Here is a 24,930-nt window from a genome sequence, read left to right as displayed (position 1 = left end):
AGATTTAGACCCCACTGAATGGCTCGACTGGCGATGTCTCGCCGTTGAAGCCACCGCCATAGGTCATGTCCGCGACGCGTCCGATTTGCTTCGGGTCATGCGCAATGAAAACGGGCATCCGGGCCGATGCGATGCGGATGATCAACTGTATCAGTTCGCGCGATGTCTCCGACAACGGGCGTGATGCCGCTGAAAAGATTGCCCATAGGAATGGTACATCGACATCAAGCGGGCGCACCTCGACATGGGCCATTTGCAGGCCGTATGCGGTTGCCGGTTCGATGATTGCCACGCCAAGGCCTGTCGAGGCGATTTGCACCGCATTCATGGCGGCACTGGTGGCAATGATGCGCCCTGCGCTGACATTGGCCAGTTCCAGCGCCTTATCGATGCGCCTGCGAAGGCGGAAGGGATTTGCCATCGTTATCAGTGTGCGCCCGGCGAGATCGGAGATCGCGATGACCTTCTTGGCCGCCAGCGGGTCATCCGGCGCAACAGCTGCCACGCAACGGCCCTGAAAAAAGCCGTGAGCCTCAAGCCCGGGCTGATCTGCGGGCAGGGATGTGACGCAGAAATCTGCCGTCCGAGCCAAAACCGATTGCACAGCGGCTTCCGCCGGCATGCTGCGAAGATAGATCGTGTGGGGTAGAAGCTTTTCAGAAAGCTCGGCAAGTGCCAGCGGAATGATGCCGCTTGCGAAAGCCGAGGTCGCGGCAATTTCCACGGGCTCCGGCTCTTTGCGTGCAATGGTTTTTGCCCGTTCCCGCAAGTGCCCGATGCCGCTCAGAAAGCGCTCCGCATCCGCGTGAAAGGCGATACCCTTGTCAGTCGGTGTGATCCTCGGTCCATTGCGGTCGAATAGCGCGAAACCGAGTGAGGTCTCCAAATCCTGTATGAGCCGCGTGACTTGGGATTGCGAACGGTCGAGAAGCCGAGCGGCGCCAGTAATACTGCCCGCTGACATCACTGCCAAAAACACTTCGAGTTCGCGTATTTCCATATCTATCATGCATCCTGTGCATTATGATGAATGCATAGTGCATAAAGCGCATCTTATCCGCTAGTGACAAAGATCAATTTTCTATTTGTATCTGCTGATTTAAAAAATCTGTGCTTCGCCATATCGAGCTGCTGTAAAGCCCCATCTGCTGGTTGTTTTGGCAACTGCCTATAAGGTCTCACGCCTATTGCTCTTTTTTGCACGCCCTTGCTCAAACGCAGCCAAAACCATGCGCAAGAATGTGGCATGAAGTTCCTCAGATATGCAGGCGATGACTGTTTCAGTGGCTGTGGCGAAAATGACGCACTGTTTATCTTTCCTTGCTCATGTATCTGAACCATGCTTTTGAACGACGGGTCAAAGCGCAGCATATGCACCACGACGATCATCAGGCCACGAAAAGGAGACAAAAACTCGATGCGAATTGCTATTCTTGGTGCAGGCTCGATTGCCTATGGTATGGCTGCTTTCCTCGCAAAGGCCGGTCACGAGCCGGTTCTCTGGTCTCCTTCCGGCGCCCACGGCCTCGCACTGGCCAACGGCATGCCGTTGTTGGCATCGCGGGCGATTGAATTTTCCGGCACGGTTGCCGTCACCACAGATTGCGGCGAGGCGGTCTCGGACGCGGATGTCGTCATTCTTGCCCTGCCTGCCAATGGCCATCGCCTGGCCTTCGATGCTGCCGCACCGCATCTGAAATCGGGTCAGTCTGTCATCGTCAGTTCGCACAGCTCCTTCGGCGCACTTTACCTGTCGCGGCTGCTCGCCAGACGCGGCGTTTCGCTGCCAATTATCGTATGGGGCACGACTCTGCTAACAGCGCGCCAGCAGAGCGATGGCACCAGCGTTCACGTCAACACCATTCGCCAGAAGGTCGATTTTGCCACGGTGCCGAAGTCGGCGGCTGCCGCAGGCAAGGCATTGTGTACGGAGCTGTTCGGTGACCGTTTTGTCGAGCGCGATGGACTTCTTGCGATTTCGCTCTCCAACCTCAACCCGCAAAATCACCTCGGGATCGCGCTGCTCAACCTGACGCGCATGGAAAAAGGCGAGATATGGGGGCAGGGCGAGCATGTGACGCCCGCTGTCGGACAGTTGATCGAGGCACTGGATATCGAACGCCTGAGGATTGCCGAGAGCTTCGGGCTTTCAGTTAAAACAGTTCACGAACACTTCTCGCTGTCTTTCCACGTTCCGTCTGGCTCGGTTTCGCAGATGAACCAGCAGATGCATCTCGAAGGACGAGGGGGCCAAGGGCCAGCATCGGCTGAAAGCCGCTATATCTATGAGGATGTGCCATTCGGTCTGGTTCCCACCAGCCTGCTCGGTCGTATCTCCGGACATCCCGCGCTTTTGCACGAAGCCGGAACCAGTCTGTTTTCGGCCGCTATGAACCACGACCTGGCCGCAGATAATGACTTGCTACCGGAACTGGGTCTTGAAAGTCTCTCCCCAGACGAAATCAGGGAGATTTGTGACAGAGGCTTCACCGCCTGATCGGTTTTGGAAACGGCAATGAGTTCAAACAACCCGCTGTCACTTGTCCGATACATGACGACGGGGAAGTCATCATAACGCCAGCTTCGGTTTTTGATTTATCGATCATTCACGTGCCGGTAGAGACTGGTCGCTTTTCAAATGGAATGCACCGTCAGACGGCCCACTTCTCAACCCAGCCGTTACTCGGTTCTTTTCGAAAAGCCTGCCGCACTTCCTCCCGCGGCAAGCCTTTTCGTTTTGGGGTCTGGCTGATCGAATCCTGAGATCGAGCTGCGGTTCTTGCCCGCTTTCTTCTGTCTTGACCGTCGCCATTTGGAAAGCCAAACCTGGCATCTCAGCAGCATTCGCTTGAGCTCAAATTGGCGGCAGTCGTCGAAACCATGATCACTTGTAAACGATCACCTCGTCCGTTCTTCTATTTGCGAAAGGCCTCTATTCCACTGTCTACCTTTGGTCCTTCAACAACTTGAAGTTAGAATGTCAGGCTGAGAAATATTCGATTTTTTGTGCCATCTCCGCGTCGCTGAATTTTGCTCCCATCAGCATTGATAAGAGGATGCGCGCTTTTTGCGAGCTGAGATCACCGGCAAAAATGATGCCACCTTCGGCAAGCGTCTTGCCGCCGCCATTGCCGTATATCGGCTTGACGCGCCCGCGTTGGCAGCGGCTGGTGATGACCACCGGAATGCCGCTTTTGACGAGATCAATCGCTGCAGCTGTCACGGCAGGTGGTGCATTGCCTCGGCCGAAGCCTTCGATCACCACTGCACCCACACCCTGTTCAGTCAGGAAACGCAGATAGCGGTCACTAGACCCAATACCGAGCTTGACGATCTCGATATCCGTCTCGACGCGCCCGGTCGGTATCGTGTCTCGGATCACGGGGCGCCGGTGAAGGACGACCATATCGCCATCGACCTCTCCAAGTTTTCCATGTTCGGCGGAGATGAATGTGTCGGTACGTGACGTGTGCGATTTTGTGACGTCGCGGGCCGCATGAAACTCCTGCTCGAAGCAGAGCAGCACGCCAAGGCCACGGGCGACGGACGAGGCAGCGATACGGACGGAATCAACGATATTGCGGGGGCCATCCGCATCCGGTTCGTCGGCAGCGCGCTGCGCACCGGTGAAGACGACTGGCTTTTCGCTGTCGATCAGCAGGTCTGCCATATAGGCGCTTTCCTCCATCGTGTCGGTGCCGTGGGTCACCACGACACCGTCGATCTTCGGGTCTGCGAGATGGTCCTTGATCCTGCCGGCCAGCGCAAAGGCGTCGTCCAGCGTCAGTGCAAAGCTTCCGATCGTCATGAACTCATCGACGACGACATCCACCCCATCGAGACGACTGGAAAGCGCTGCCCGCAGGTCGTTGCCGCCGATTTGAGCCGTAACGTGGCCTGTTGTGGCGTTCATCTGCGATGCGATTGTTCCGCCCGTCGTGACGAGGCAAATTGTCTTGGTCATGGCTGTTCCTCGGTTGAAGTTTGACCTAACTTGGTCTGACCAAGATTGTCAAATACCCAGATTCGAACCAAAAATAGTTATTTTTGACGTTGACGGCCTGACCAAAATTCGATCTTCTCATGACAAGAACATGTTGGTCAGGCCATATAGGACAAGCGGACATGATTGAGGCAGCGACCATGAAGCGCGATACAGGGGATGTTGCTGGCGGAAGTGTCGTTGCATCGACGGTGCGAGCCCTGGTCGCGATGATCGGGGAGGGGCGCTGGCCGAAGGGCACCATGTTGCCGCCGCAACGTGAACTCGCAAAGCTGCTTGAGATCAGCCGCGCGACGTTGCGCGAAGCGATTTCCGTTCTTTTGACGACCGGCGAGATCAAGGCGCGCGACAATGGCCGTGGTTTTACGATTGCCGATGCCGCGGACCGGGCCGAGGGAGCCTTCTGGCCACATGCGGCCCGTTACTCACTGGGTGAAGTCTATCAGTTGCGCCATGTCGTCGAAAGTTATGCCGCACAACTCGCAGCCATGTCTCGGAACGACGCTAATCTCGCGGAATTGCGTCAGGCACTTGAGGCGTTTCGCGGCGCTGCGGTGTCCGGCGATCTGATGGCCTATGCAGAGGCTGATTTCGAGTTTCACCGTCATATTCTTGCGATCTCTGGAAACCGGCTTTTGATCGACATGCACCGCACGTTTGCGGGTGTGATGCTGGAAAGCCAACGGCTGCCAGCGCTACGGCCGGGCGATCTCTGGCCCGCGATCAAGGAACACGAACTGATCCTGGAGGCCATCGAGCGGGGCGATCCGGACGGTGCCAACTACTACATGCGCAAACACATCAGCATGGGGGGCAGCCGATCCGGCCTTGCTCCAACCGAACTGCCCTAACGTCAACCGGGCCGAACCGGCCGTCAGAAAAGGAAGAGATTATGTCGAAGGAAATACTGGTGTCCTACGGCATCGACGTCGATGCCGTTGCAGGCTGGCTCGGTTCCTACGGCGGGGAGGATAGCCCCTGCGATATCTCGCGCGGCGTCTTCGCCGGCAAGGTCGGATCCGTCCGCCTGCTGCGCATGTTCGAGAAGTGGGGCATCAAGACGACGTGGTTCGTGCCGGGGCACTCGATCGAGACCTTCTGGGACGAGATGAAGCAGGTTGCCGATGCCGGTCATGAAATCGGCATGCATGGCTACAGCCACGAAAACCCAATCGCCATGACACCCGAGCAGGAAGAAGCGATCTTCGACAAATGCGTCGACCTGATCACCAAGCTTTCCGGCAAACCGCCCCGCGGCTATGTTGCACCGTGGTGGGAGTTCGGCTCCAAGACCAACGAACTCCTGAAGCAGAAGGGTATTCTCTACGATCACTCCCTGATGCACAACGACCATCATCCCTATTACGTGACTGTCGGAGACGAATGGACGAAGATCGACTATTCGAAGCATCCTTCGCACTGGATGAAGCCTTATACGCAAGGTCCCGAAAGCGATCTGATCGAGATACCGGCATCCTGGTATCTCGACGATCTGCCGCCGATGATGTTCATCAAGGCGGCCCCCAACAGCCACGGTTTCGTCAACCCGCGCGACATAGAGCAGATGTGGATCGACCAGTTCGAATGGGTCTATGAGAACTACGACTATGCCGTTTATCCCCTGACGATCCATCCTGACGTGTCCGGCAAGCCGCATGTCCTCAAGATGCACGAGCGCATCTTCGAGCACATCCGCCAGTTCGAAGGCGTCAGGTTCGTCACCATGGAAGAGATCGCCGCAGACTTCGCAAAGCGCTATCCACGCAGCGGAACGGCACGGCCACAACCGTAAAGGAGGCGACACCATGTGCGGCCTGTGCGGTGCGCTCGGTGCAGCGGACCACTGGAGCGGTGGCGCCAATAGCGTCATGCCGATGACACCTACTGCCGAGCGGTATCGTCAGGCGGACGCCGTCAATGCTGTCGTCGGTCATTACGGCCTGCGACTGAAGGTTTGGAACGACCGCTATGTTCTTCATGGACGCACGGGCAAGAGTGCGGTCGTGGATCATCTCGGGCAGCTATGGCCGCTGGTCGAGGCTTTCGCCGGGATGGAGATCGATCCTCTCGATCCGGCGCTTGTATCCAGGATGGGGGCACCGTCATGACGACGGGTTCGGCACAACCTATTATCGTTAACGTGCTCACCGGGTTTCTCGGCGCGGGAAAGACGACCTTGCTCAATGGGCTGCTGTCGCAGCCCGATCTTTCCGACGTCGCTGTGATCATCAACGAGTTCGGCAGCATAGGCCTCGACCATCTGCTGGTGGAAACGATCGAGGAGGACACGGTGCTGCTGCAAAGTGGCTGCATCTGCTGCACCATCCGCGGCGATCTCAAGCAGGCGATCCTGTCGCTGTTCGAGAAGCGCAAGGTCGGCCGCATCGCACCGTTCACTCGTCTGATCATCGAGACAACGGGACTTGCCGACCCGGCACCGATCGTTGCGACGCTCACCGCTGATCTCATGCTGAAATATCATTTCTCGATTGGAAACATCATTACGGTGGTGGATGTGCCGAACGGGCGCACGAACATCGACACATACGTCGAAAGTGCGCGGCAAGTCGCGGTCGCTGATCGTCTCGTCATCACGAAGACAGACATCGCTGGTCCAGAAGCCACAAGCGGGCTGATCGCCACGCTGTCGGCCATGAACCCGATGGCGAGCATCGAGATTTCCGACCCGGCGAACGCGGCGGGAAGTCTTCTTATAACGGAAGATATCCACAATCTCGCCGCTCGCCCGCCTGATGTCCGCCGATGGATCGCCTCGGAACGGTATCATGACCACGCGCATAAGCCGGCTGACAATGTCAATGTGCACGGTGCGATCCAAGCCGTGTCGGTCACCACGCCCAATGCCGTTTCCTGGCCGCGCTTCTCAACATGGCTTTCCCTGCTGGTCAACCGCCATGGCAACCGGTTGCTGCGCGTGAAGGGGATCATAGCCATTGAGGGGCACGACACACCGGTCGTCATCCACGGTGTCCAGCACCTCATTCACCGGCCGGTGCATCTTGCCCACTGGCCGGGAGACGAACGTGGATGCGTTCTCGTCTTCATCATCGATGGCGATATTGGCGATATCCCACAATCGTTCACGGCTTTTGTCGATGCACGAAGCAATGCTCAGGCGGCACATTTGCACCAAGTGCGGCGATGACACGTCTTTGTCCGAACCTAGGCGTTGACTGCACCGCGAAACCACATGAAGGCGTTGCGAAGGTTCGGCTCCGGCTCGTCACGGCCCAGCTTGAGTTCTTCTGTGATATGCTTCAGGTGGTTGTAAGTCGGCAGGGGCCCCGATGCCGATACGAAAGATAACGCCTAGTTTGTTCTCACGTTAATGGGGTCATTTCAGTAGGCCTAATCACATCTCGCGAGAAATTCTTCCCCGCTCATCGAGGGTCCCCACGACAGAGGCGCTCGCCATCATCGTCCGCGACACTGAAATAGCCGTCGTGTTCGCGGTCGGATAAGTGGAATTTGGCGTCGTCAACCGGATTTGGCGGATGTCCATCTGATGGGTGAGAGAGTGGGGAGCAAACTTTGCTTCCCCACGATCTACGCTTGGCTCAGGTCTTCAAGCTTCTGGGGTCAAGTGCGTCTCTGATCGCGTCGCCCATGTAATTGACGCTGAGGACGGTGAGTGAAATGGCAAGCCCCGGCCACAAGACGCGTGATGGTGTCAGTTGAAGGAAGTTGGCGCCGTCAAACAGCAGCCGGCCCCATGTCGGAAAGTCTGAGGGAAAACCAAGGCCGAGAAAGCTGAGTGCGGACTCGGTGATGATGGCGGCAGCAATGCCCAACGTCGCCGAGACCATAATCGAGCTGAGGACATTGGGCAGGATATGCTTGATGATGATGCGGTACTCACGCATGCCGCTTGATTTTGCAGCCAGTATGAATTCCTGATTTTTGATCGAGAGCACGTCGCCGCGAACGATGCGGGCCGTGTGCATCCAGCTGGTGATGCCGATGACGGTCACGATCAGGATGAATATCCCTGTCTCAGGCCCGAAGGCTGCTCGCAACGTATCGCGGAACAGCAGCAAAATAACCAGCAGAAGCGGCAGGAGGGGCAGGGCGAGGAACAGATCCGTCAATCGCATCAGCGGCCCGTCGAGCCTGCGGAAGTAGCCTGACAGGACACCCACCAGCGTTCCGAGGAACAGGGCGAGCAGCATGGCTGTGATGCCGACGGCAAGCGAGATGCGTCCGCCTGCCAGAACCTGCGCCAGCATGTCCTTGCCCAGATTGTCTGTGCCGAAAGGGTGCGCCAGAGACGGCCACTGGTTGCGTGCTCTCACATTGATGGCGTTAGGAGCTACACGATGGATGTAGGGGCCGACATAAACAGCAAGAACAATAAATGTAAAAACAATCAGTCCAACCACACCGCCCTTGTGGGCGCTGAACTGTTTCCAGATATCGGCGAGTGCGGATTTCATCGGGCTGGAGGAGGCTGTCGGCGCAGCGGTTGTGACATCAGTCATAACGGATCCTCGGATCGAGAATGCCATAGAGAACATCGGCAATCAGGTTGAAGAGAACGATCAAGACGGCAAAGATGAAGGTGAGCGTTTGAACGAGCGGGATGTCGGCGCCCTGCACTGCCGTGATCAGCAACTGCCCAAGGCCATTCACCCGGAAAATTTGTTCGGTGATGATGGCGCCGGAAAAGATCGTCGGAACCCCAAGAGCGATGACGGTAACCACCGGGATGAGGCTGTTGCGCAGGACATGCACCAAAAGAACCGTCCGTTCCTTCACGCCCTTTGCGCGGGCAGTGCGAACATAATCCTGATGAAGATTATCTAGCATCGACGCGCGCACGAAGCGGCTGATCTGCGAGACATTGTAGAGTGTCAGAACCATCACCGGCAGAAACATCTGTTTGATCTGCAGCAAGAAACTGGACCAGCTGTTGACCTGCAAATTCGTATCGTAGACCGATGGGAACCATTGCAGCCAGGAACTGAATACCACCACCAGCAGAACCCCGGTGAAGAAGGTTGGAACCGAATAACCTAGCATCGAGATAAACGTGCCGATCTGGTCGAAGATGGAATATTGCTTATAGGCGGAAATGACGCCGATCGGGATCGCCAGAAGTGTGCCGAAGAGATAGGCGAGGCCCACGACCCAAAGCGTCTGCGGCATGCGCTGCACGACGAGATCGACAACCGGACTGCGCGTTGCCCAGGACAGGACGCGCATGCGCTGACCATCGCCGAACTGCCATCCTGTCATTTTTTCAATGATGTTGAGCGGTTCATTGATGAAGAATTGCTGGAGCCAGTAGAGATAGCGGATCAGGAAAGGCTGATCGAGGCCGAGCGAGGCGCGGATTTGTTCGCGAACTTCCGGCGGGATCGTCAACGGCAGGTCGCCGGTCGGATCATTGGGCGCGAGATCAAGCAGCGCGAAGATGACAAAGCTGATGACAAGCAGTGTCGGGACGGCGAAAAATAGCCGTCGCATCGTGAAAGCAAACATGAGAACGTCTCCGGACCTTCGAGAAATGCAAAGTCACCGGCTTCGTCGGTAAGACGAAGCCGGTGCGGCCTGCATTGTTATTTCTTGCGGGACCAGTCGGCGACGTTCCAAAGTTCGGAATCCCAGCCATTCATCTTGACGCCTTCCAATGTCACAGAGCGCGATGAGACCTGGCCGCGGTAGATGAGTGGAATATGTGCGCCTTCCTCGGTCAGCATGTCGTTGAGCTTTTTGGACAGCTCGATGCGCTTTTCCACTTCGGCGGTTTTGGAAAGCTCACCAACAAGCTTGTCATATTCCGGGTTGCAATAGCGCGGAATATTCTGTCCCTGCCAACCATTGGACGGCGCGGGGATCTTGTCGCACAGCCACTCGGCCAGGTATTTCTCAGGATCGGTGCCATCGAAGTTGTTGGTGTACATTTCAACGTCGGCATAGAACTTCTGGAAGGTGTCAGGGCTTGCCGGATCGCCGCCGAAAAACACTGAAGCGCTGGAATTGCGCAATTCCGCGTCAACGCCGATCTGCGACCACATGTCCTTGACCAATTCCTGTGTGGCCTGGCGAACAGAGTTGGTGGAGGTGGCGTAGAGAAACGACAGGCGGACACCATTCTTGGCACGAATGCCGTCTGGACCCTTGGCCCAGCCGGCATCATCAAGCAGCTTGTTTGCGCCATCGACGTCCGGTGTCAGGCACCAATCGTTGGCAGTTGAAGCATAGGCTTCAGGGCCGGGCACGATGTTGCAGGTGGGCCTGCCGGCTTCGCCGTAGGCTGCTTCATCAATGATATTGCGATCAATGGCCATGGAAAGCGCGCGGCGAACCGCAGGATCGGACAGGGATGGATGCGGGCCTGCCTCCTTGGTCGAGCGCTTATCGCCCAGCGCAGGGTCGGCATTGTAGTGGTTGAGGTTGATACGCTCGACCTGCGTGCCGAAAGCTGTGACAAGTTCGCCCTTGCCGGCAGCGACCATGGTGGAGAGGATTTCAGGCTCCACCTGCATGTTCCAGGCGTAATCGAACTCACCGGTTTCAAGCACCGCGCGGGCTGCGGAGGCGGCGTCACCACCACCCTTCAGCGTGGCTGTAGCGAAGGCGGGCTTTGCAGGGTCTCGGTAGTTGGGGTTGGCGATAAAGCTGATCACGTCGTTGGGCTTGAAGTCCTTGACGACGAAGGGGCCTGTGCCGATGGGGCCAAAATTGGCCGCTGTGCAGCCGGGCGCTTTTGCGCCGACGCAATTTTCGAACTGCTTTTTTTGAATGACGGGTGACTGGCCACCGACGAAGGCACTATAGGGATAAGGCTTCGGTTCAGTGAAGGTGATCTTGACGGTGTGCGCATCAGGAGCCTCGATCGTTTTAACGCCTTCATACTGCGCTGCCTGGGCGCAACCTCCGTCTGGTGCCGTGCAATATTTCCATGTAAAAATCACGTCATCAGCGGTAAAAGGCGTGCCGTCGGACCACTTAACGTCAGGCTTGAGCTTCCACGTCATGCTCAGCAAATCCTGCGATACGCCACCATTTGCCAGTGTCGGTATCTCGGTCACCAGCGTAGGGACCAGCTCGCCTTTTTCGTCGTAACGCGCCAGCGGCTCGATGATCATCGAAGCGCTATAGACTTCCTTAGTGCCGCCCGAGAGGTAGGGGTTCAGCGTCGATACCGCCTGCCAGAACAGTATCTTCAAATCGCCATCCGTGCCGCGTTGCGCGTGCGCGGCTTGTACGCCAAAGGCCAACGCCGCAACGCTGCCTGCTAACAAGATATTGGATTTTCTCATTTTATTCCCCGTTTTAGATTGTTTTGCGTTTGCTTGCCACTGGTGCTCCTCGACGCGTCCTTGCCAGATGTGATTTTTATAACCACTTGACTTAGCTAGGATTTATTCCGCTGCCTCCTGATGCTTGGGGTCAAACAACGGGTTTGCGTTTCAGACCGAAACCACATGTGACCAAATTTTGTGCCATCTAATCACGAGCCTATTTTTCGTTCAAGATACAAACTTCGCACTTGCAAAAAGAGATTTTACGGACGCAATATGTTGGTAGACCCAGCGGGGAACCATAAAAACAAGGGGTACAGGAATGCCGATTTTGAACCGTGTTGCCGAAATGCAGGAAGACGTTGCCGGTTGGAGACGACACCTGCACGAGACGCCGGAGCTGCTCTACGATGTCTTCGAAACCTCGAAATTCGTAGCGGAAAAGCTGCGATCGTTTGGCTGCGACATCGTCGAAACAGGCATCGGCAAGACGGGTGTCGTCGGCGTCATCAAGGGCAGCCACGGTGATGGTCCGACCATCGGTTTTCGGGCGGACATGGATGCGTTGCCAATTTTTGAGACGAGTGGAAAGCCATGGGCCTCCAAGGTGCCTGGCAAGGCGCATTCCTGCGGACATGATGGCCACACGGCCATGTTGCTGGGTGCCGCGCAATATTTGGCCGAGACCCGCAATTTCAAAGGCTCTGTCGCGGTCATCTTTCAGCCTGCCGAAGAGGGCGGTGCCGGCGCGCTTGCCATGCTCAATGATGGTTTCATGGACAAATTTGGCATTACGGAAGTTTATGGCATGCACAATGAGCCCGGCACGCCGGCGGGCAATTTCGCCATCCGCAAAGGTGCGACCATGGCGGCGGCGGACAGCTTCGAAATCAAGATCACCGGCCGTGGCAGCCATGCGGCGGCACCACATATGTCGATCGATCCGGTTTTGACATCGGCCCATATCATCATCGCACTGCAATCCATCGTTTCGCGGCAAATGGACCCGCTGAAATCGTTGGTTGTCACGGTTGCGACGACGCATGGCGGTACCGCGTCGAACGTCATTCCGGGCGACGTGACGCTGACGGGAACCGTCCGCACGCTGCTGCCGGAAACCCGCGATTTCGCGCAAAAACGTCTGACGGAAGTAGCACAGGCGACAGCGCAGGTGCATGGCGCCACCGCCGAGGTCATTTATCACCGCGGTTATCCCGTGACCTTCAACCACGAAAACGAGACCGATTTTGCGGTTGGGGTTGCGTCTGCGGTGGTGGGTGCGAATGCGGTCAATACCGATGCGCCCCCGCATATGGGTGCGGAGGATTTCTCCTACATGCTCGAGGCGCGCCCCGGTGCCTTCATCTTCATCGGCAATGGCGACACGGCTGGTCTTCACAACGCAGCCTATGATTTCAACGATGAAATTATCCCTTATGGCATTAGCTATTGGGTGGGACTGGCTGAAAAATCACTCGCTGCCTAATACGCCTATGCGGGCATAACGCCCGCGCCTTTATTCCCAGGAGATGTCCATGCTGCTTTCAGCCTCTTCACTGGAACAAACAGGCGGTTTGGTGAGCCCGGTGATTTCTGTCCAGAACCTGACCACCTCATTCCGTGTGGACGGTGGATTGAAATCCGTTGTGCGCGACATGAGCTTCGAGATCGCGCCAAAAGAGACGCTGGCCATCGTCGGCGAGAGCGGCTCAGGCAAGAGTGTCACCTCGCTGTCCATCATGCGCCTCTTGGACAAAAAGACCAGCCACATCGAAGGCAAGGTCATTCTGGGTGGGCGCGATCTTCTGACGCTACCGGAAGAAGAGATGCGCAAGGTCCGCGGCAAGGATATCTCCATGATATTCCAAGAACCGATGACCAGCCTCAACCCAATCTTCCCTATCGGCAAGCAAATATCGGAGGCGCTGACGGTTCACCAGAACATGTCGTCATCCGCTGCAAAGGCGGAAGTCATCCGACTTTTAGAAAAAGTGCGCATTCCCAACGCCAAGAACCGATACGATGATTATCCGCACCAGTTCTCCGGCGGCATGCGCCAGCGTGTAATGATTGCCATGGCGCTGTCTTCCAAGCCGAAGCTTTTGATCGCTGACGAGCCAACGACAGCCCTCGACGTGACAATTCAGGGCCAGATTCTCGATCTCATCAAGACCTTGCAGGAAGAAGAGGGCATGTCTGTTCTCTTCATCACCCATGACATGGGCGTGGTGGCCGAGGTTGCTGACCGGACCATCGTCATGTTTCGTGGCGACATGGCCGAAAGCGGCACGACCGACGATATTTTCCACCGTGGAAAACACCCTTACACCCGCGCTCTTCTTTCCGCAGTGCCGAGGCTTGGCTCTATGGCGCAGCGCGAGTTGCCGATGCGCTTTCCCATCATCGATATCAAGACTGGCGAAAGCCAGCCTTTGGTGGATGTGACGGATACCGTCAAGAAATCCATGACGCCCATTCTGTCGGTCAAGGATTTGACCACCCGGTTCGATATCCGGTCCGGCTTGTTAGCGCGCAAATCCGGTGCCGTGCACGCCGTGGAAAAGGTATCGTTTGATCTGCATGAGGGTGAAACGCTTTCGCTGGTTGGCGAATCCGGTTGCGGCAAGTCGACCACCGGTCGCTCGATCATGCGGTTGATCGAACCGACAGCGGGCAATGTCATGCTGGATGGGTACGATGTGATGCGGCTTGATCAGCCAACTCTGAGGGCCATGCGCCGCAGTGTTCAGATGATTTTCCAAGATCCCTTCGCCAGCCTCGATCCGCGGATGACTATCGGGGCTGCCATCATGGAACCCTTCCTTGAACACAAGCTCGGCACCAAGGCACAGGCTCGCGAGAAAGCCGCCGGCCTCATGCAAAAAGTCGGACTGACGTCCGAAATGATGCGGCGTTTTCCGCATGAATTCTCTGGCGGCCAACGTCAGCGTGTGGCGATTGCCCGCTCGCTCATGCTCGATCCGAAGATCATTGTCGCGGACGAGGCGGTCTCGGCTCTCGACGTGTCTATCAAGGCGCAGGTCTGTAATCTGCTGCTCGATTTGCAGCAGAGTCTCAACCTCGCCTTCCTGTTCATCAGCCATGACATGGCAGTGGTGGAGCGTGTTAGCCACCGTGTTGCGGTGATGTATCTTGGCGAGATCGTCGAAATCGGCCCGCGTTCTGCCGTGTTCGAGAATCCCCAGCATGATTATACGCGCAAGCTAATGTCGGCCGTGCCGGTGCCCGACCCGGCGAGACGCGCCATCAAGCGCAACATGACGACGGACGAAATCAAAAGCCCAATCAGGTCTGTGGATTACGTTCCACCGATGCGGCAGTACCGCGAAGTGTCTCCCGGACATCTGGTCCAGGACACGGTTTGAGCAGTGTCTCGTCAACGCACATCTGAGATGAGGCGAGGCGGTATCTAGTGCACTCCTAGATCGCTAAGCTTTCGATTGGTTTACAGCCTTTGAGACGGTCAAGTCTTGTCTTTAGTCACTATTGCGAGAGCAATGGGCTATTTGCTTTTGTGGAGAGGCACTTGGCGTTCAGCTGCCTTTCTTCCGCCAAAACCATTCCTCTCTATAAGCATTTATGAACACCTTCTCAGCCCACATCCCTGAAGGCAGCTATTCCACGTTGGTGATCGGCATCGCCGTCGTGATCGTGGTTTGTCTCATGATGTATGTCGTCCGCAAGCTGATTGGCATCGTTTTGGGAGCGGGCATTATTGTCGGCGCTTTTATGATCTGGCAGGATCCGGCTTTGTTGCGGACGGTGCAGCACACGGCCGGGGACTATTATTCCCAATGGCGCAGCGGAGCGTCGAGCCCGGAAGAACAGCAACGCTGCTAGCGTAATCTTGGTGATACAGTCTTGGAGGCCATTTCCAATATCTGTAAAACATACTCCGACTAAACGAGATCGTATTTCTTCAGAATATCCGTAATTTTGTCGTCCTGCTCGGCATTGGGCATAAGCGCCGGTTCGCGACTTGCGCCGACGGAGGCGTCCTGCAAATAAAGCGCGCGTTTGACCATGGCGGGAGGGAAGCCGTGGGCATAAAGGTCCGTGCGGAAAGCGGTGTAGATGGACTGCTGGCGTTCGGCTTCCGCAATATCTCCGGCATTAAAGCCGTTGACGATACCGGCGAGAACCTCGGGCATCGCGTTGCCAAGACCGGAGATGCAGCCCGCTGCGCCATTTTGAAGTGCCCAGAGCACGAGATGATCGGGGCCGGAATAGACCTCGAAGCCATCAAACTCCTTTGAGACCTGAAGATAGGCCTCCAGTGTTTCCTGCGCACCGCCTGAATCCTTGATCCCGGCAATATTGCCATGAGTTGCCAGCTTTCGTGCTGTTTCAGGTTCGATGTGGTTTTGGGTACGTGCCGGAATGTCGTAGAGATAGACCGGCGTCTTCACCGCATCTGCCACCGTCGAAAAGTGGCGGACCAGGCCGTCTTGCGTGCAGGCGATGAAGAACGGGGTGATGACGGCAATACCTTTGACACCGATGCGGTCGAATTCCTTGGCGAGTTGCAGCGTCTCGAAAGTCGCGGGCATGCCAGCGTTGACAATGACGTCTGCCTTGCCACCGACTTCATCGACCACTTCTTCCAGAAGCCTGATTTTTTCGGAATGGGTGAGCGCGGTGAAATCGCCGTTGGTTCCGGCGCACATGATGTTGTTGCCGGCCACCACCTGGCGGCGAACCTGCGCGCGGGTCGCTTCGTAATTGATGGTCTCGTCGCCGTTGAAGCAGGTCACGATCGCGACGAAGGCTTTCTTGGTCATCATGTATACTCCGGTCATTCAATCAGGAAACGCTGGCGAGACGAGCATTGCGGTTGGCCGCCTGAACGTCCGGGTCAGGGTCAAGGGTGGCGGAAATCAGGGCTTGTGTGTAGCGCTGCTGTGGGTTGTCGAAGACTTGCGCGACTGTGCCGAACTCGACCACCTCACCCTTTTGCATGACCATAACATAGTCTGCAAAATCGCGGACCAGCGGCAGATCGTGGGCGATGAAGATGAAGGCGATTCCCATCTCGCGACGCAGCTTGTCCAGCAGCCTCACCACCTGCGCCTGCACAGAAACGTCGAGCGCCGAAACAGCCTCGTCACACACGATCAGTTGTGGCTCGAGTGCGAGTGCGCGGGCAATGGCGATACGCTGGCGCTGGCCACCGGAAAACTGATGCGGGTAACGTCCCATGTGCTCAGGCGACAACCCGACCTGATCAAGCAATTCTGCGGCACGTTCGCGCCACTTGGCTTTGGGCAGGATTTCCGGGTGGATCACCCACGCCTCGGAGATCAACTGATAAACCGTCATGCGCGGGTTGAGCGATTGCGTGGGGTCCTGAAACACCATTTGCAGGTCGCGGCGCAGCTTGAAGAGTTCGCTGGGTGAAAGCGCAAAAAGGTCCTGGCCTTTCCAATGCGCCGTGCCGCTATCAGGATCATCCAGTCGTAGCAAAATGCGGGCAAGCGTCGATTTTCCAGAACCGCTTTCACCGACAACGGCAACCGTTTCGCCAGCCTTGAGATCGAAGGAAATGCCCTTCAATGCTTCAAAGCCGCCATAAGATTTGCGGGCATTCCTGACCTTCAAGATTGGCTCGCCATCGGTCGCGGGCTCATGGAGCTCACCCTTTCCGGGAGCAGCTGCGATCAGCTTCCTGGTGTAGGGGTGCTTTGGGTTGCGGTATACCTCACGAACGGTGCCGCTTTCGACCAGCACACCCTTTTCCATAACGACGACGCGATCGGCGACTTCCGAGACAACGCCGAGATCGTGGGTGATGATCAGCACACCCATGCCGGTTTCGCGCTGGAGTTCCTTGAGAAGCGCCAGAACATCCGCCTGAACCGTCACGTCGAGCGCCGTTGTGGGTTCATCTGCGATCAACAGATCGGGTTTCAGCGCCAGCGCCATGGCGATCATGACGCGTTGGCGCTGGCCACCGGAAAACTCGTGCGGATATTTGTCGAGCGCCTTTTCCGGCTCCGGCAAGGCGACGCGCTTGAACAGACGCAAGGCTTCGGCCTGAGCCTGCTTGTTGTCGATCCCATGCGTTTTCAGGGCTTCGCGCATCTGCCAACCAACCGTATAGACCGGGTTCAAGTGGCTGAGCGGGTCCTGAAAGATCATAGCGATGAGGCGGCCATTCACGGCCCGGCGGTCGTCCGCGCTCATTTTCAAAAGGTCTTTGCCGTTGAGCAGGATTTCACCAGATGAAATCTTGCCCGGCGGCATGTCGATCAGGTTCATGATCGCCGATGACGATACCGACTTGCCAGAACCGCTCTCGCCCAGAATGGCTAGCGTTTCGCCCCGGTCGAGATGATAGGAGATGTTGCGGACAGCGTGGACCGTGCCGGTTGCGGTATAGAAATCCACAGAGAGGTTGCGCACCTCCAGCAAATGATCAGCCATGTTTCGGTCCTTTCATTTCCAGGCGCCAACGTTGGACGGGATCGAGCGCGATACGCAGCCAGTTGGACAGAAGGTTGAGGGACAGCGTGGTCAGAATAATCGCCAGACCCGGCCAAAACGACAGCCACCAGGCGTTTGTGAGGTACTGTCGGCCTTGGCTGATCATCAGACCCCAGGTGATTTCAGGCGGCTGAATGCCGATGCCAAGGAAGGACAAGGCGCTTTCCGCCAGCATGACATAGGCAAAATCCAGCGTCGCCAGGGTCGTAAGCGTCGGCAAAACGACGGGCAGAATATGGCGGAACAGGATGCGTTTTGAAGACGCGCCCATCACGCGCGCCGCCTGCACGAACATGCGGCTGCGGATTTCCATCACCTCGGCGCGGGTGGTGCGCAGATAGACGGGAATACGGGTGATCGACAGGACCAGCATCAGGTTGAGGATCGAGGAGCCCAGAATATAGAGAACGATGACGGCCACCAGCAACGATGGGAAAGACATGATGACGTCTGCAAGCCGCATGATGATCTGGCTGGTACGCTGAGATGAAAAGCCTGCGACGAGGCCCAGCAAAGTTCCGACGACGGCAGAGATGAAAACCGCACCGGCAGCAACCATGATGGTGTTCTGTGTCGCAACGATAATGCGCGGCCACAGCGGCCGCCCCAGCGCATCGGCACCCAGCCACATGAACCATTCGCGGCTGAAATCGAACGGCGCGAGGTTGCGACCCCGCAGGTTCTGTTTGGTGGCGAGTTCGTTGAGAAGAGTCGGGCCAATGATCGCAAGGATGATGACGACGATGAGAAAGATCGCGGCGCAGAGCGCAAACTTGTCGGCCCACAGCATGCGCGCCATACGCACGATGGCGCTCGCTTCCTCTGTGACTGGTTCTTGTGCCGTGTTGGGTGATGGAGTGGCCATGGTCATATCCATATCCATCCTCAGTAGCGGATGCGCGGATCGAGCAGAGCATAGGCAAGGTCGATCACGAGGTTCATGAGGAAAATGGCGAAGGCGGTAACCAGGATTGCCGCCAGCACGACGTTGAAGTCACGCTGCAATATGCTGTCGATCATCAGCTTGCCGACGCCCGGAAAACCGAAAATCGTCTCAATGACAACCGCACCGTTGAGCAGGCTGGCTGCCTGATCTCCGATCACGGTGATCACGGGCAGCATCGCATTGCGCAGCGCGTGAATGAAGATGATCGGACCGGATTTGACGCCCTTGGCGCGGGCAGTCTTGACGTAAGCGGACGACAGAGCCGAAATCATCGATCCGCGCACGACCTGCACGATGATGCCGAAGGGGCGCACGAACAGGACGCAGATCGGCAAGATCCAGTGCGACAACGTGCCGGTGCCGGAGGTGGGCAGCCAGGAAAGCTGGATGGCGAAGACGACGATAGCGACAATGGCAAGCCAGAAGTCAGGCACCGATGCGCCTATCAGCGAGACCATCGAGGAGAAACGGTCGAAAAAACCGCCGGTGCGGAACGCAGCAAGCGAGCCGACGACGATGGCGCAGACGGTGACCAGCGTCATGGTAATCACGGCAAGCCACAGCGTCCAGGTGAAGGCTTCAAGGACGACGTCGAGGGCAGGGCGGGCCTTGCGCAGGCTTTCGCCGAGATCGCCGATCATGACGTTGCCGACATATTGAACGAATTGCACCAGAAGCGGCTGGTCCAGTCCGTGCAGGGCGCGAAACTCTGCCTTCATTTCAGCGGATGCTTCGACGGGAAGAAACAATGACGCAGGGTCACCGGTCAGACGGGACAGAAAAAACACCATGACCAGAAGCCCTATCAGCGAGATAAGGCTGGCGAGGGCGCGTTTGCGGATGAATCTGAGCATTGAGACCTCGATCTAGCTGGAATGGCCGGCAAAGGTTTCGCCATCCACTTCACGTCGACAGGACGATCAAACGCCCTCTGGTTGGATCGGCAGAGCGGCAAATGATGACGTGCCGCTCTGACCTCTGTTTAAGGAGGAATTTCCATCCTGCCCGCATGACCGTGACCCGATCAAGGCTGGCAGGATGGTGTCTTCAGGGCTTACTTTTTGAAGCCAATCTCCGAGAGCTGCAGCATCGAGTTGGTGGCGATGGTGGGCTTGAAGTCCAGACGTTCCGACACACGGGAGTAACCGACCATGTGGAACAGGAGGACATCGGCAACCAGATCGTCATGGACATAGGCGATCAGCTGCGACCAGAGTTTTGCGCGTTCGTCGCCGGTCGCGGCAGATGCGCGGGCTATCAGGTCATCGACATTCTTGTCGGCGAAACCAGACTGTGTGCCTTTGCTGTCGTACTTGAAGAACATCGTAAAGGATGGATCGCCCTTGGAATTGTCGTGCATGGCAGCAACGATCTGCGGACCACGGCCTTCCTTGAACGGCTTCGAGTAATAGACCTCATGCTCGGCCACTTCGACGAAGCGTAGTTCGACCTTGAAGCCAACGTCCTGTAACTGCGCCTGCACGGCCTCCATGATTTCCGTCACATTCGGGAAGTTGGCTGTGCGTGCGATGATGGTGATCGGGGTATCGACAGGAACGCCAGCGGCCTTGGCCTCTTCCAGCAGCTTCTTTGCCTGATCGGGATCGTAAGGGAAAACCTTGACGTCAGGGTTCCAGCCAAGCGTCGTTGGTGGCACCAGAGCGGTTGCGAGAACGGCATCCTGCGGGACGAGCGTGCCGATGAAAGCCTGACGATCAATGGCAAGGTTCAGAGCCTTGCGCACGCGAACATCATTCAAAGGCGCGATATTGCCGTCGAGGCGCAGATACACCGTTTCGCTGTCGAGATAGGAGAAATCCGTCTTGTCGTTGGTTGCATCAACCTGAGAAATCGAAGGAGCAAGATCGGCTTCTCCGGCTTGAACCATCGCTGCACGAACGGCTGGATCTGCACGGAAGAGATAGGTGGCCTTGGTGACGGCGGGCTTCTTGCCCCAATAGTCGTCACGGGCATCGAGAACGATCTGCTGGCCCGGTGTCCAGTTGGACAGTTTGTAGGGCCCGGTGCCGACAGGCTCGCGCACGAACTCCAGCGGCGTACCGTCAGGAACGATGGTGACGAGCGAGAGCAAAAGCGGCAGGATCGGCTGAACCGGATCGACCTTGAAGTCGATGGTGTTGTCGTCAACGACCTTCACGTCGAACTTCATGCCGCCGAAGTAACGGCGGGATTCGCAGATGTTCTTGTCGCTGAAAATACGATCGAAGCTGTATTTGACATCCTTGGCGCCGAAGGTCTTGCCGTCGGAAAACTTCACATTCTGACGCAGGTGAAAACGCCAGGCGCCATCGCCAGTCTGTTCCCACTTTTCCGCAAGGCGTGGCATGACGCCCTGTTTGCCGCGCACGTCGAGCTCGGTCAGCGTCTCGCTGACATTTTCCATGATGACGCGACCGATATTGGAGCGTGTCGCCATGCAGGGCTCAAGCAGGTCGGCCTCTTCAGGCAGAACGATTTTGATATCTGTCGAGGCAGCGTTGGCCGGCGCTACGCCGGAGCCGAATGCGAGAACGGAACCCAGAATGGCTCCGAAAAGACGCGAGGTTTTCATGTCATTCTCCTCCCTATAGGTGCAGATCGCACCGTTTATCGTTCACCTCGCGACGGCATCTCTGCGACGCGGTTTGAATGCATTCCTCCTGAAAGCTCTATGCACCACCAGAAACACTTCGTTCCCTAAGGTCACCATAAGCGAGCTGGCGCAGACCATCGGATTTCTCGGCAAGTTTGTCAAATTAAATATTGTCGTCCACATATTTGTACAAACTATAAACGCATAAAAACATTATTTTTCATATAGATAATTCCCTTAGTCGTGATCGAAATAGCAAGTTTATGAATTTTTCAAACTTGACAACTTTATAAATTTTGTGATTTTCGTTGGTGCAAGAGGAGACCCTGATGACGCCTGAACAGATTGCAACCGTCATGACCGGTAAGGTCGAAGCTGCTGGAAAGGGACGACATGAGGCCATGCTGGCTTCACCAATGATCCAGAACCATGCGTCCTTTTTGCATCTGGGCGATGATGGCGCGCTTATCTGCGCCTGGTTTGGCGGCACGCTGGAAGGGAAATCGGATATTTCCATTTTCGCTTCGGTCTTGACGGCGGGGTCCGATCAATGGGGCGGGCCGCAGCGGCTGAGTTTTGACCCCGATCATTCCGAGCAAAATCCGGTGCTGTTTACGCCACCAGATGGTACGCTATTGCTGTTCCACACATCGCAACCATCCGGCAATCAGGACGAGTGCCGTATCCGCATGGCGGAGGTTGTGCGTGACGCCTCGGATCCGACCAGGCTGACGACGGGAGAAGGGCGTTATCTCGATCTGCCGCGCGGCTGTTTCGTTCGTGCGCCGCTGACGGTGCGCGACGATGGCGCTTGGCTTTTGCCGATCTTTCGCTGCATCCAGCGTCCGGGCCAGAAATGGAACGGAAGCCATGATCGCGCCGCGGTCGGTATTTCAGAAGATAACGGCAAGACCTGGCGGCTGGAGGATCTCGATCAGTCAACAGGCTGCGTGCATATGAGCCCGGTTGCCATTGGTGACGAAAAGCTGGCAGCTGTGTTTCGTCGTCGCCAGGCCGATTTCGTCTATCGCACGGAAAGTGCCGATGGCGGACGCACATGGTCGGCACCGCAGCCAACGGATGTGCCCAACAACAATTCCTCCATTGCTGCGATCCGCTTGAGCGATGGTCGTATCGCGATGATCTGCAATCCGACCAATGCCGACATGTCGAGCGACCGTCGCGCCTCGCTTTACGATGAGCTGGGTGAAGATGATGATCGGCCAGATGCCGACCCCGATGGCGGCTGCGTCCCGATCTGGGGTGTGCCGCGTGCGCCGGTCAGCGTTTGGATTTCGGATGACGGCGCAAGACGTTTTCCGCAGCGGATCATCATCGAGGATGGTCCAGGCACGTGCCTTTCAAACAACTCCATCGACGGTCACAACAAGGAAATGTCCTATCCGTGGCTGGTCGAGGGCGCCGATGGCAGTCTTCACATCGCCTATACCTATTATCGGCGCGCTATCAAATATGTTCGTCTGGCTCCGGGCTGGGCAAGTGCGGCAGACGGGAGATAAATCATGAGCAATATCATTGGTATCACCATGGGTGACCCCTGCGGTGTCGGGCCGGAAATCACGGTGCGTGCGCTGGCGGAAATGGATGACGCGAACCGCGCTGCGACCCGGATCTACGGCAACCTCCCGACATTGGAAGCAGCCCGGAACGCGCTGAACGTCGATATCGATCTGGCGCCTTACGTCGTTGATCTGCCGATAGAAGGTGCGCCTTTGGCTTGGGGTCAACTGTCGCCGGTGGCCGGTGACGCGGCTTTCCGCTTTATCGAAAAAGCAGTACGCGATGCCGAGGCCGGAGCGATTGGCTGCATCGTGACGGCTCCCATCAACAAGGAAGCGCTCAATCTCGCGGGTCACCATTACGATGGCCATACAGGCATGCTGCGCAGCCTGACGAAATCGTCCGCAGCCTATATGCTGCTGGCGTCGGAAAAGCTGAAGGTCATTCACGTATCCACCCATGTCTCGTTGAAGGAAGCAATTCGCCGCGCAACGACCGAACGGGTTCTGGCGACCATCAAGGCGGGTAATGATCACCTGAAACGCACCGGTTACGAGCGCCCGCGCATCGCGGTTGCCGGTATCAATCCGCATTGCGGCGAAAACGGGCTGTTCGGCACGGAGGATGACGACCAGATTGCACCCGCCGTTGCCGCCGCCCGCGCCGAAGGCATCGATGCCTACGGTCCGATTTCCGCCGACACCGTGTTCCACCGCGCCTATTCCGGTGGCTTTTTTGATCTTGTGGTGGCGCAGTATCACGATCAGGGGCACATCCCGATCAAGCTCGTCGCCTTCGATACGGCGGTAAACGTCTCCGTCGATCTGACAATCGACCGTACCTCCGTCGACCATGGAACGGCCTTCGATATCGCCGGCAAGGGCATCGCCAATCACGGCAATATGCTGTCCGCCATCGCTTATGCCCGCAAGCTCGTGGCTAGTGGCGCTTCCAAGGGAGGACAGGCATGAGCATCGCTCCCATCATCACCCTGCAGCAGCCAAAACGACTGATTGTCGGTGCCGGAACAATAGGCGAAGTCGCAGACTGGGTCGGAGAGGTCTCCTCGACGTTGGTGATTGCCTCACCGATCACTGGAGGCTTCATCGACCGGCTAAGACTGCCCGGTAAAGTCGCTTTGTTCGACGCCATTCCCGGTGAGCCAGAAATCGCTACGCTTGATGCGGCGCTGGCAGCGGCGCGTGCTGCAAAGCCTGATCTCGTCATCGGCGTTGGCGGCGGGTCAGTGATGGATGTTGCTAAGCTGGTCGCCGCCCTTTGGCATGGTGAGCAGACGCTTGCCGATGTTGCAGGCCCCAACAAGGTAGCCGGTCGTCGGACGCTACTCGCGCAGATCGCCACCACGGCTGGCACCGGTTCGGAAGCCGGTATCCGCTCTCTGATCACCGATCCGGTCAGGGGCAACAAGATTGCGGTCGAAAGCCCCTATTTGATCGCGGATCTCGCGGTGCTCGATCCCGAATTGACCTATTCCGTACCTCCCGCAGTAACGGCTGCGACCGGCATTGACGCAATGGCCCATTGCGTCGAGGCCTTTACCAGCAAACGCTCGCATCCGATGATTGACGGCTTTGCCCGTATGGGGTTTCACCTCGTCGGTAAATATCTGGGACGTGCGGTGCGGGATGGATCGGATCGCGAGGCCCGTGAAGGTCTGATGCTGGCCTCCTATTACGGCGGCATCTGCCTGGGGCCTGTCAATACGGCGGCGGGCCATGCCATAGCCTATCCACTTGGAACGCTGCTGCACCTGCCTCATGGTCTGGCCAACGCAATCGTGTTCCCGCATGTGCTTGCTTTCAACCAGCCCTTTGTCGCCGCAAAAACGGCGGAAGTTGCTGAGGCGCTCGGGCTTGGTGCCGGTATATCGCAGGCGCAGTTGCAAGAGAGTGCGAGTGGTTTCTGTTCCGACCTCGGGATCGAGATGTCGCTCGCCAAACATGGTGCTACCGAAGGCGATTTGTCACGCTACGCTGCCGATGCGCATGCCATTCGTCGTTTGATGGACAATAACCCTGCGGATATGAGCGTCGATGACGTTTTGGCCATCTACAAAGCCAGCTTCTAAGCGATG

At 57.0% G+C, this 24,930-nt stretch carries 21 protein-coding genes; 11 read left to right on the top strand and 10 right to left on the bottom strand.

Annotated elements, in window-relative coordinates; translation table 11 throughout:
• Window positions 1–4 precede the first annotated feature (4 nt).
• Entirely contained in the window at window positions 5–1,009 is a 1,005-nt protein-coding gene (locus tag RRU01S_RS16780; protein WP_045231451.1) for a LysR family transcriptional regulator, read from the bottom strand.
• A gap of 408 nt (window positions 1,010–1,417) precedes the next feature.
• Between RRU01S_RS16780 and RRU01S_RS16775 the strand changes: the two genes are divergently transcribed.
• Window positions 1,418–2,497: an NAD/NADP-dependent octopine/nopaline dehydrogenase family protein gene (locus RRU01S_RS16775; protein WP_045231471.1), complete on the top strand. Its 1,080-nt coding sequence runs from the start codon at window positions 1,418–1,420 to the stop codon at window positions 2,495–2,497.
• 483 nt (window positions 2,498–2,980) lie between these two features.
• On the opposite strand, the gene RRU01S_RS16770 is transcribed toward RRU01S_RS16775, so the two are convergent.
• A complete protein-coding gene (locus RRU01S_RS16770; protein WP_045231450.1) occupies window positions 2,981–3,964 on the bottom strand; it encodes an asparaginase in 984 nt (327 codons plus the stop codon).
• A 161-nt stretch (window positions 3,965–4,125) separates the two neighbouring features.
• On the opposite strand from RRU01S_RS16770, the gene RRU01S_RS16765 reads away from it, so the two are divergent.
• Genes RRU01S_RS16765 through RRU01S_RS16750 form a run of 4 tightly spaced genes read left to right on the top strand, consistent with a single transcriptional unit; the run spans window position 4,126 to window position 7,169 of the window.
• Entirely contained in the window at window positions 4,126–4,854 is a 729-nt protein-coding gene (locus RRU01S_RS16765) for a FadR/GntR family transcriptional regulator (RefSeq protein WP_045231449.1), read from the top strand.
• A gap of 41 nt (window positions 4,855–4,895) precedes the next feature.
• A complete protein-coding gene (locus tag RRU01S_RS16760) occupies window positions 4,896–5,795 on the top strand; it encodes a polysaccharide deacetylase family protein (RefSeq protein WP_045231448.1) in 900 nt (299 codons plus the stop codon).
• A gap of 13 nt (window positions 5,796–5,808) precedes the next feature.
• A complete protein-coding gene (locus RRU01S_RS16755) occupies window positions 5,809–6,111 on the top strand; it encodes a hypothetical protein (protein WP_045231447.1) in 303 nt (100 codons plus the stop codon).
• Complete coding sequence (locus tag RRU01S_RS16750) at window positions 6,108–7,169, top strand: CobW family GTP-binding protein (protein ID WP_045231446.1); 1,062 nt, start codon at window positions 6,108–6,110, stop codon at window positions 7,167–7,169. The genes RRU01S_RS16755 and RRU01S_RS16750 overlap by 4 nt, the downstream gene beginning before the upstream one ends.
• Window positions 7,170–7,581: 412 nt before the next feature.
• Here the strand turns inward: RRU01S_RS16750 and RRU01S_RS16745 are convergent, their stop codons facing one another.
• From RRU01S_RS16745 to RRU01S_RS16735, 3 genes are all read right to left on the bottom strand, one after another.
• A complete protein-coding gene (locus tag RRU01S_RS16745) occupies window positions 7,582–8,502 on the bottom strand; it encodes an ABC transporter permease (protein ID WP_045231445.1) in 921 nt (306 codons plus the stop codon).
• On the bottom strand, window positions 8,495–9,505 hold the full coding sequence (locus RRU01S_RS16740; protein ID WP_045231444.1) for an ABC transporter permease: 1,011 nt from the start codon (window positions 9,503–9,505) through the stop codon (window positions 8,495–8,497). Before RRU01S_RS16740 ends, RRU01S_RS16745 begins: the two co-directional genes overlap by 8 nt.
• 77 nt (window positions 9,506–9,582) lie before the next feature.
• Window positions 9,583–11,289, bottom strand: coding sequence for a peptide ABC transporter substrate-binding protein (locus tag RRU01S_RS16735; protein ID WP_045231443.1), 1,707 nt, complete (start codon window positions 11,287–11,289; stop codon window positions 9,583–9,585).
• A 304-nt stretch (window positions 11,290–11,593) separates the two neighbouring features.
• On the opposite strand from RRU01S_RS16735, the gene RRU01S_RS16730 reads away from it, so the two are divergent.
• The 3 genes from RRU01S_RS16730 to RRU01S_RS16720 all read left to right on the top strand — a co-directional run bounded on the left by RRU01S_RS16730 (window position 11,594) and on the right by RRU01S_RS16720 (window position 15,132).
• Window positions 11,594–12,757, top strand: a complete 1,164-nt coding sequence (locus RRU01S_RS16730; protein WP_045231442.1) for a M20 aminoacylase family protein — start codon at window positions 11,594–11,596, stop codon at window positions 12,755–12,757.
• 49 nt (window positions 12,758–12,806) lie between these two features.
• Window positions 12,807–14,657, top strand: a complete 1,851-nt coding sequence (locus tag RRU01S_RS16725; protein WP_045231470.1) for an ABC transporter ATP-binding protein — start codon at window positions 12,807–12,809, stop codon at window positions 14,655–14,657.
• A gap of 214 nt (window positions 14,658–14,871) precedes the next feature.
• The gene (locus tag RRU01S_RS16720; protein ID WP_045231441.1) at window positions 14,872–15,132 is read left to right on the top strand and encodes a hypothetical protein; all 261 of its coding nucleotides are present in this window, start codon (window positions 14,872–14,874) and stop codon (window positions 15,130–15,132) included.
• Between the two features lie 59 nt (window positions 15,133–15,191).
• On the opposite strand, the gene RRU01S_RS16715 is transcribed toward RRU01S_RS16720, so the two are convergent.
• The 5 genes from RRU01S_RS16715 to RRU01S_RS16695 form a co-directional block, all read right to left on the bottom strand.
• The gene (locus RRU01S_RS16715; RefSeq protein WP_045231469.1) at window positions 15,192–16,073 is read right to left on the bottom strand and encodes a dihydrodipicolinate synthase family protein; all 882 of its coding nucleotides are present in this window, start codon (window positions 16,071–16,073) and stop codon (window positions 15,192–15,194) included.
• 22 nt (window positions 16,074–16,095) lie between these two features.
• Complete coding sequence (locus RRU01S_RS16710) at window positions 16,096–17,715, bottom strand: ABC transporter ATP-binding protein (protein ID WP_045231440.1); 1,620 nt, start codon at window positions 17,713–17,715, stop codon at window positions 16,096–16,098.
• Entirely contained in the window at window positions 17,708–18,640 is a 933-nt protein-coding gene (locus tag RRU01S_RS16705) for an ABC transporter permease (RefSeq protein ID WP_108722674.1), read from the bottom strand. The genes RRU01S_RS16710 and RRU01S_RS16705 overlap by 8 nt, the downstream gene beginning before the upstream one ends.
• A gap of 20 nt (window positions 18,641–18,660) precedes the next feature.
• Window positions 18,661–19,575 (bottom strand): ABC transporter permease, encoded by a 915-nt coding sequence (locus tag RRU01S_RS16700; protein ID WP_045231439.1) that lies wholly within the window; start codon window positions 19,573–19,575, stop codon window positions 18,661–18,663.
• 200 nt (window positions 19,576–19,775) lie between these two features.
• Window positions 19,776–21,293 (bottom strand): ABC transporter substrate-binding protein, encoded by a 1,518-nt coding sequence (locus RRU01S_RS16695; RefSeq protein WP_045231438.1) that lies wholly within the window; start codon window positions 21,291–21,293, stop codon window positions 19,776–19,778.
• Window positions 21,294–21,643: 350 nt separating this feature from the next.
• On the opposite strand from RRU01S_RS16695, the gene RRU01S_RS16685 reads away from it, so the two are divergent.
• Genes RRU01S_RS16685 through RRU01S_RS16675 form a run of 3 tightly spaced genes read left to right on the top strand, consistent with a single transcriptional unit; the run spans window position 21,644 to window position 24,924 of the window.
• Entirely contained in the window at window positions 21,644–22,834 is a 1,191-nt protein-coding gene (locus tag RRU01S_RS16685) for a sialidase family protein (protein ID WP_045231436.1), read from the top strand.
• Window positions 22,835–22,837: 3 nt separating this feature from the next.
• A complete protein-coding gene (pdxA, locus tag RRU01S_RS16680; RefSeq protein ID WP_045231435.1) occupies window positions 22,838–23,806 on the top strand; it encodes a 4-hydroxythreonine-4-phosphate dehydrogenase PdxA in 969 nt (322 codons plus the stop codon).
• Window positions 23,803–24,924: an iron-containing alcohol dehydrogenase gene (locus RRU01S_RS16675; RefSeq protein WP_045231434.1), complete on the top strand. Its 1,122-nt coding sequence runs from the start codon at window positions 23,803–23,805 to the stop codon at window positions 24,922–24,924. The genes pdxA and RRU01S_RS16675 overlap by 4 nt, the downstream gene beginning before the upstream one ends.
• Window positions 24,925–24,930 lie beyond the last annotated feature (6 nt).

This window comes from Agrobacterium rubi TR3 = NBRC 13261, from assembly GCF_000739935.1.
Classification (GTDB): domain Bacteria; phylum Pseudomonadota; class Alphaproteobacteria; order Rhizobiales; family Rhizobiaceae; genus Agrobacterium; species Agrobacterium rubi.
The sequence above is the reverse complement of the archived record's forward strand: the minus strand, read 5'-3'. Positions and strand labels throughout refer to the sequence as shown.

Excerpts from the sequence above, each read along its gene's own strand:
- RRU01S_RS16780 (WP_045231451.1), bottom strand. The coding sequence starts at position 1,009 with ATGATAGATATGGAAATACGCGAACTCGAAGTGTTTTTGGCAGTGATG.
- RRU01S_RS16775 (WP_045231471.1), top strand. The coding sequence starts at position 1,418 with ATGCGAATTGCTATTCTTGGTGCAGGCTCGATTGCCTATGGTATGGCT.
- RRU01S_RS16770 (WP_045231450.1), bottom strand. The coding sequence starts at position 3,964 with ATGACCAAGACAATTTGCCTCGTCACGACGGGCGGAACAATCGCATCG.
- RRU01S_RS16765 (WP_045231449.1), top strand. The coding sequence starts at position 4,126 with ATGATTGAGGCAGCGACCATGAAGCGCGATACAGGGGATGTTGCTGGC.
- RRU01S_RS16760 (WP_045231448.1), top strand. The coding sequence starts at position 4,896 with ATGTCGAAGGAAATACTGGTGTCCTACGGCATCGACGTCGATGCCGTT.
- RRU01S_RS16755 (WP_045231447.1), top strand. The coding sequence starts at position 5,809 with ATGTGCGGCCTGTGCGGTGCGCTCGGTGCAGCGGACCACTGGAGCGGT.
- RRU01S_RS16750 (WP_045231446.1), top strand. The coding sequence starts at position 6,108 with ATGACGACGGGTTCGGCACAACCTATTATCGTTAACGTGCTCACCGGG.
- RRU01S_RS16745 (WP_045231445.1), bottom strand. The coding sequence starts at position 8,502 with ATGACTGATGTCACAACCGCTGCGCCGACAGCCTCCTCCAGCCCGATG.
- RRU01S_RS16740 (WP_045231444.1), bottom strand. The coding sequence starts at position 9,505 with ATGTTTGCTTTCACGATGCGACGGCTATTTTTCGCCGTCCCGACACTG.
- RRU01S_RS16735 (WP_045231443.1), bottom strand. The coding sequence starts at position 11,289 with ATGAGAAAATCCAATATCTTGTTAGCAGGCAGCGTTGCGGCGTTGGCC.
- RRU01S_RS16730 (WP_045231442.1), top strand. The coding sequence starts at position 11,594 with ATGCCGATTTTGAACCGTGTTGCCGAAATGCAGGAAGACGTTGCCGGT.
- RRU01S_RS16725 (WP_045231470.1), top strand. The coding sequence starts at position 12,807 with ATGCTGCTTTCAGCCTCTTCACTGGAACAAACAGGCGGTTTGGTGAGC.
- RRU01S_RS16720 (WP_045231441.1), top strand. The coding sequence starts at position 14,872 with ATGAACACCTTCTCAGCCCACATCCCTGAAGGCAGCTATTCCACGTTG.
- RRU01S_RS16715 (WP_045231469.1), bottom strand. The coding sequence starts at position 16,073 with ATGACCAAGAAAGCCTTCGTCGCGATCGTGACCTGCTTCAACGGCGAC.
- RRU01S_RS16710 (WP_045231440.1), bottom strand. The coding sequence starts at position 17,715 with ATGGCTGATCATTTGCTGGAGGTGCGCAACCTCTCTGTGGATTTCTAT.
- RRU01S_RS16705 (WP_108722674.1), bottom strand. The coding sequence starts at position 18,640 with ATGGCCACTCCATCACCCAACACGGCACAAGAACCAGTCACAGAGGAA.
- RRU01S_RS16700 (WP_045231439.1), bottom strand. The coding sequence starts at position 19,575 with ATGCTCAGATTCATCCGCAAACGCGCCCTCGCCAGCCTTATCTCGCTG.
- RRU01S_RS16695 (WP_045231438.1), bottom strand. The coding sequence starts at position 21,293 with ATGAAAACCTCGCGTCTTTTCGGAGCCATTCTGGGTTCCGTTCTCGCA.
- RRU01S_RS16685 (WP_045231436.1), top strand. The coding sequence starts at position 21,644 with ATGACGCCTGAACAGATTGCAACCGTCATGACCGGTAAGGTCGAAGCT.
- pdxA (WP_045231435.1), top strand. The coding sequence starts at position 22,838 with ATGAGCAATATCATTGGTATCACCATGGGTGACCCCTGCGGTGTCGGG.
- RRU01S_RS16675 (WP_045231434.1), top strand. The coding sequence starts at position 23,803 with ATGAGCATCGCTCCCATCATCACCCTGCAGCAGCCAAAACGACTGATT.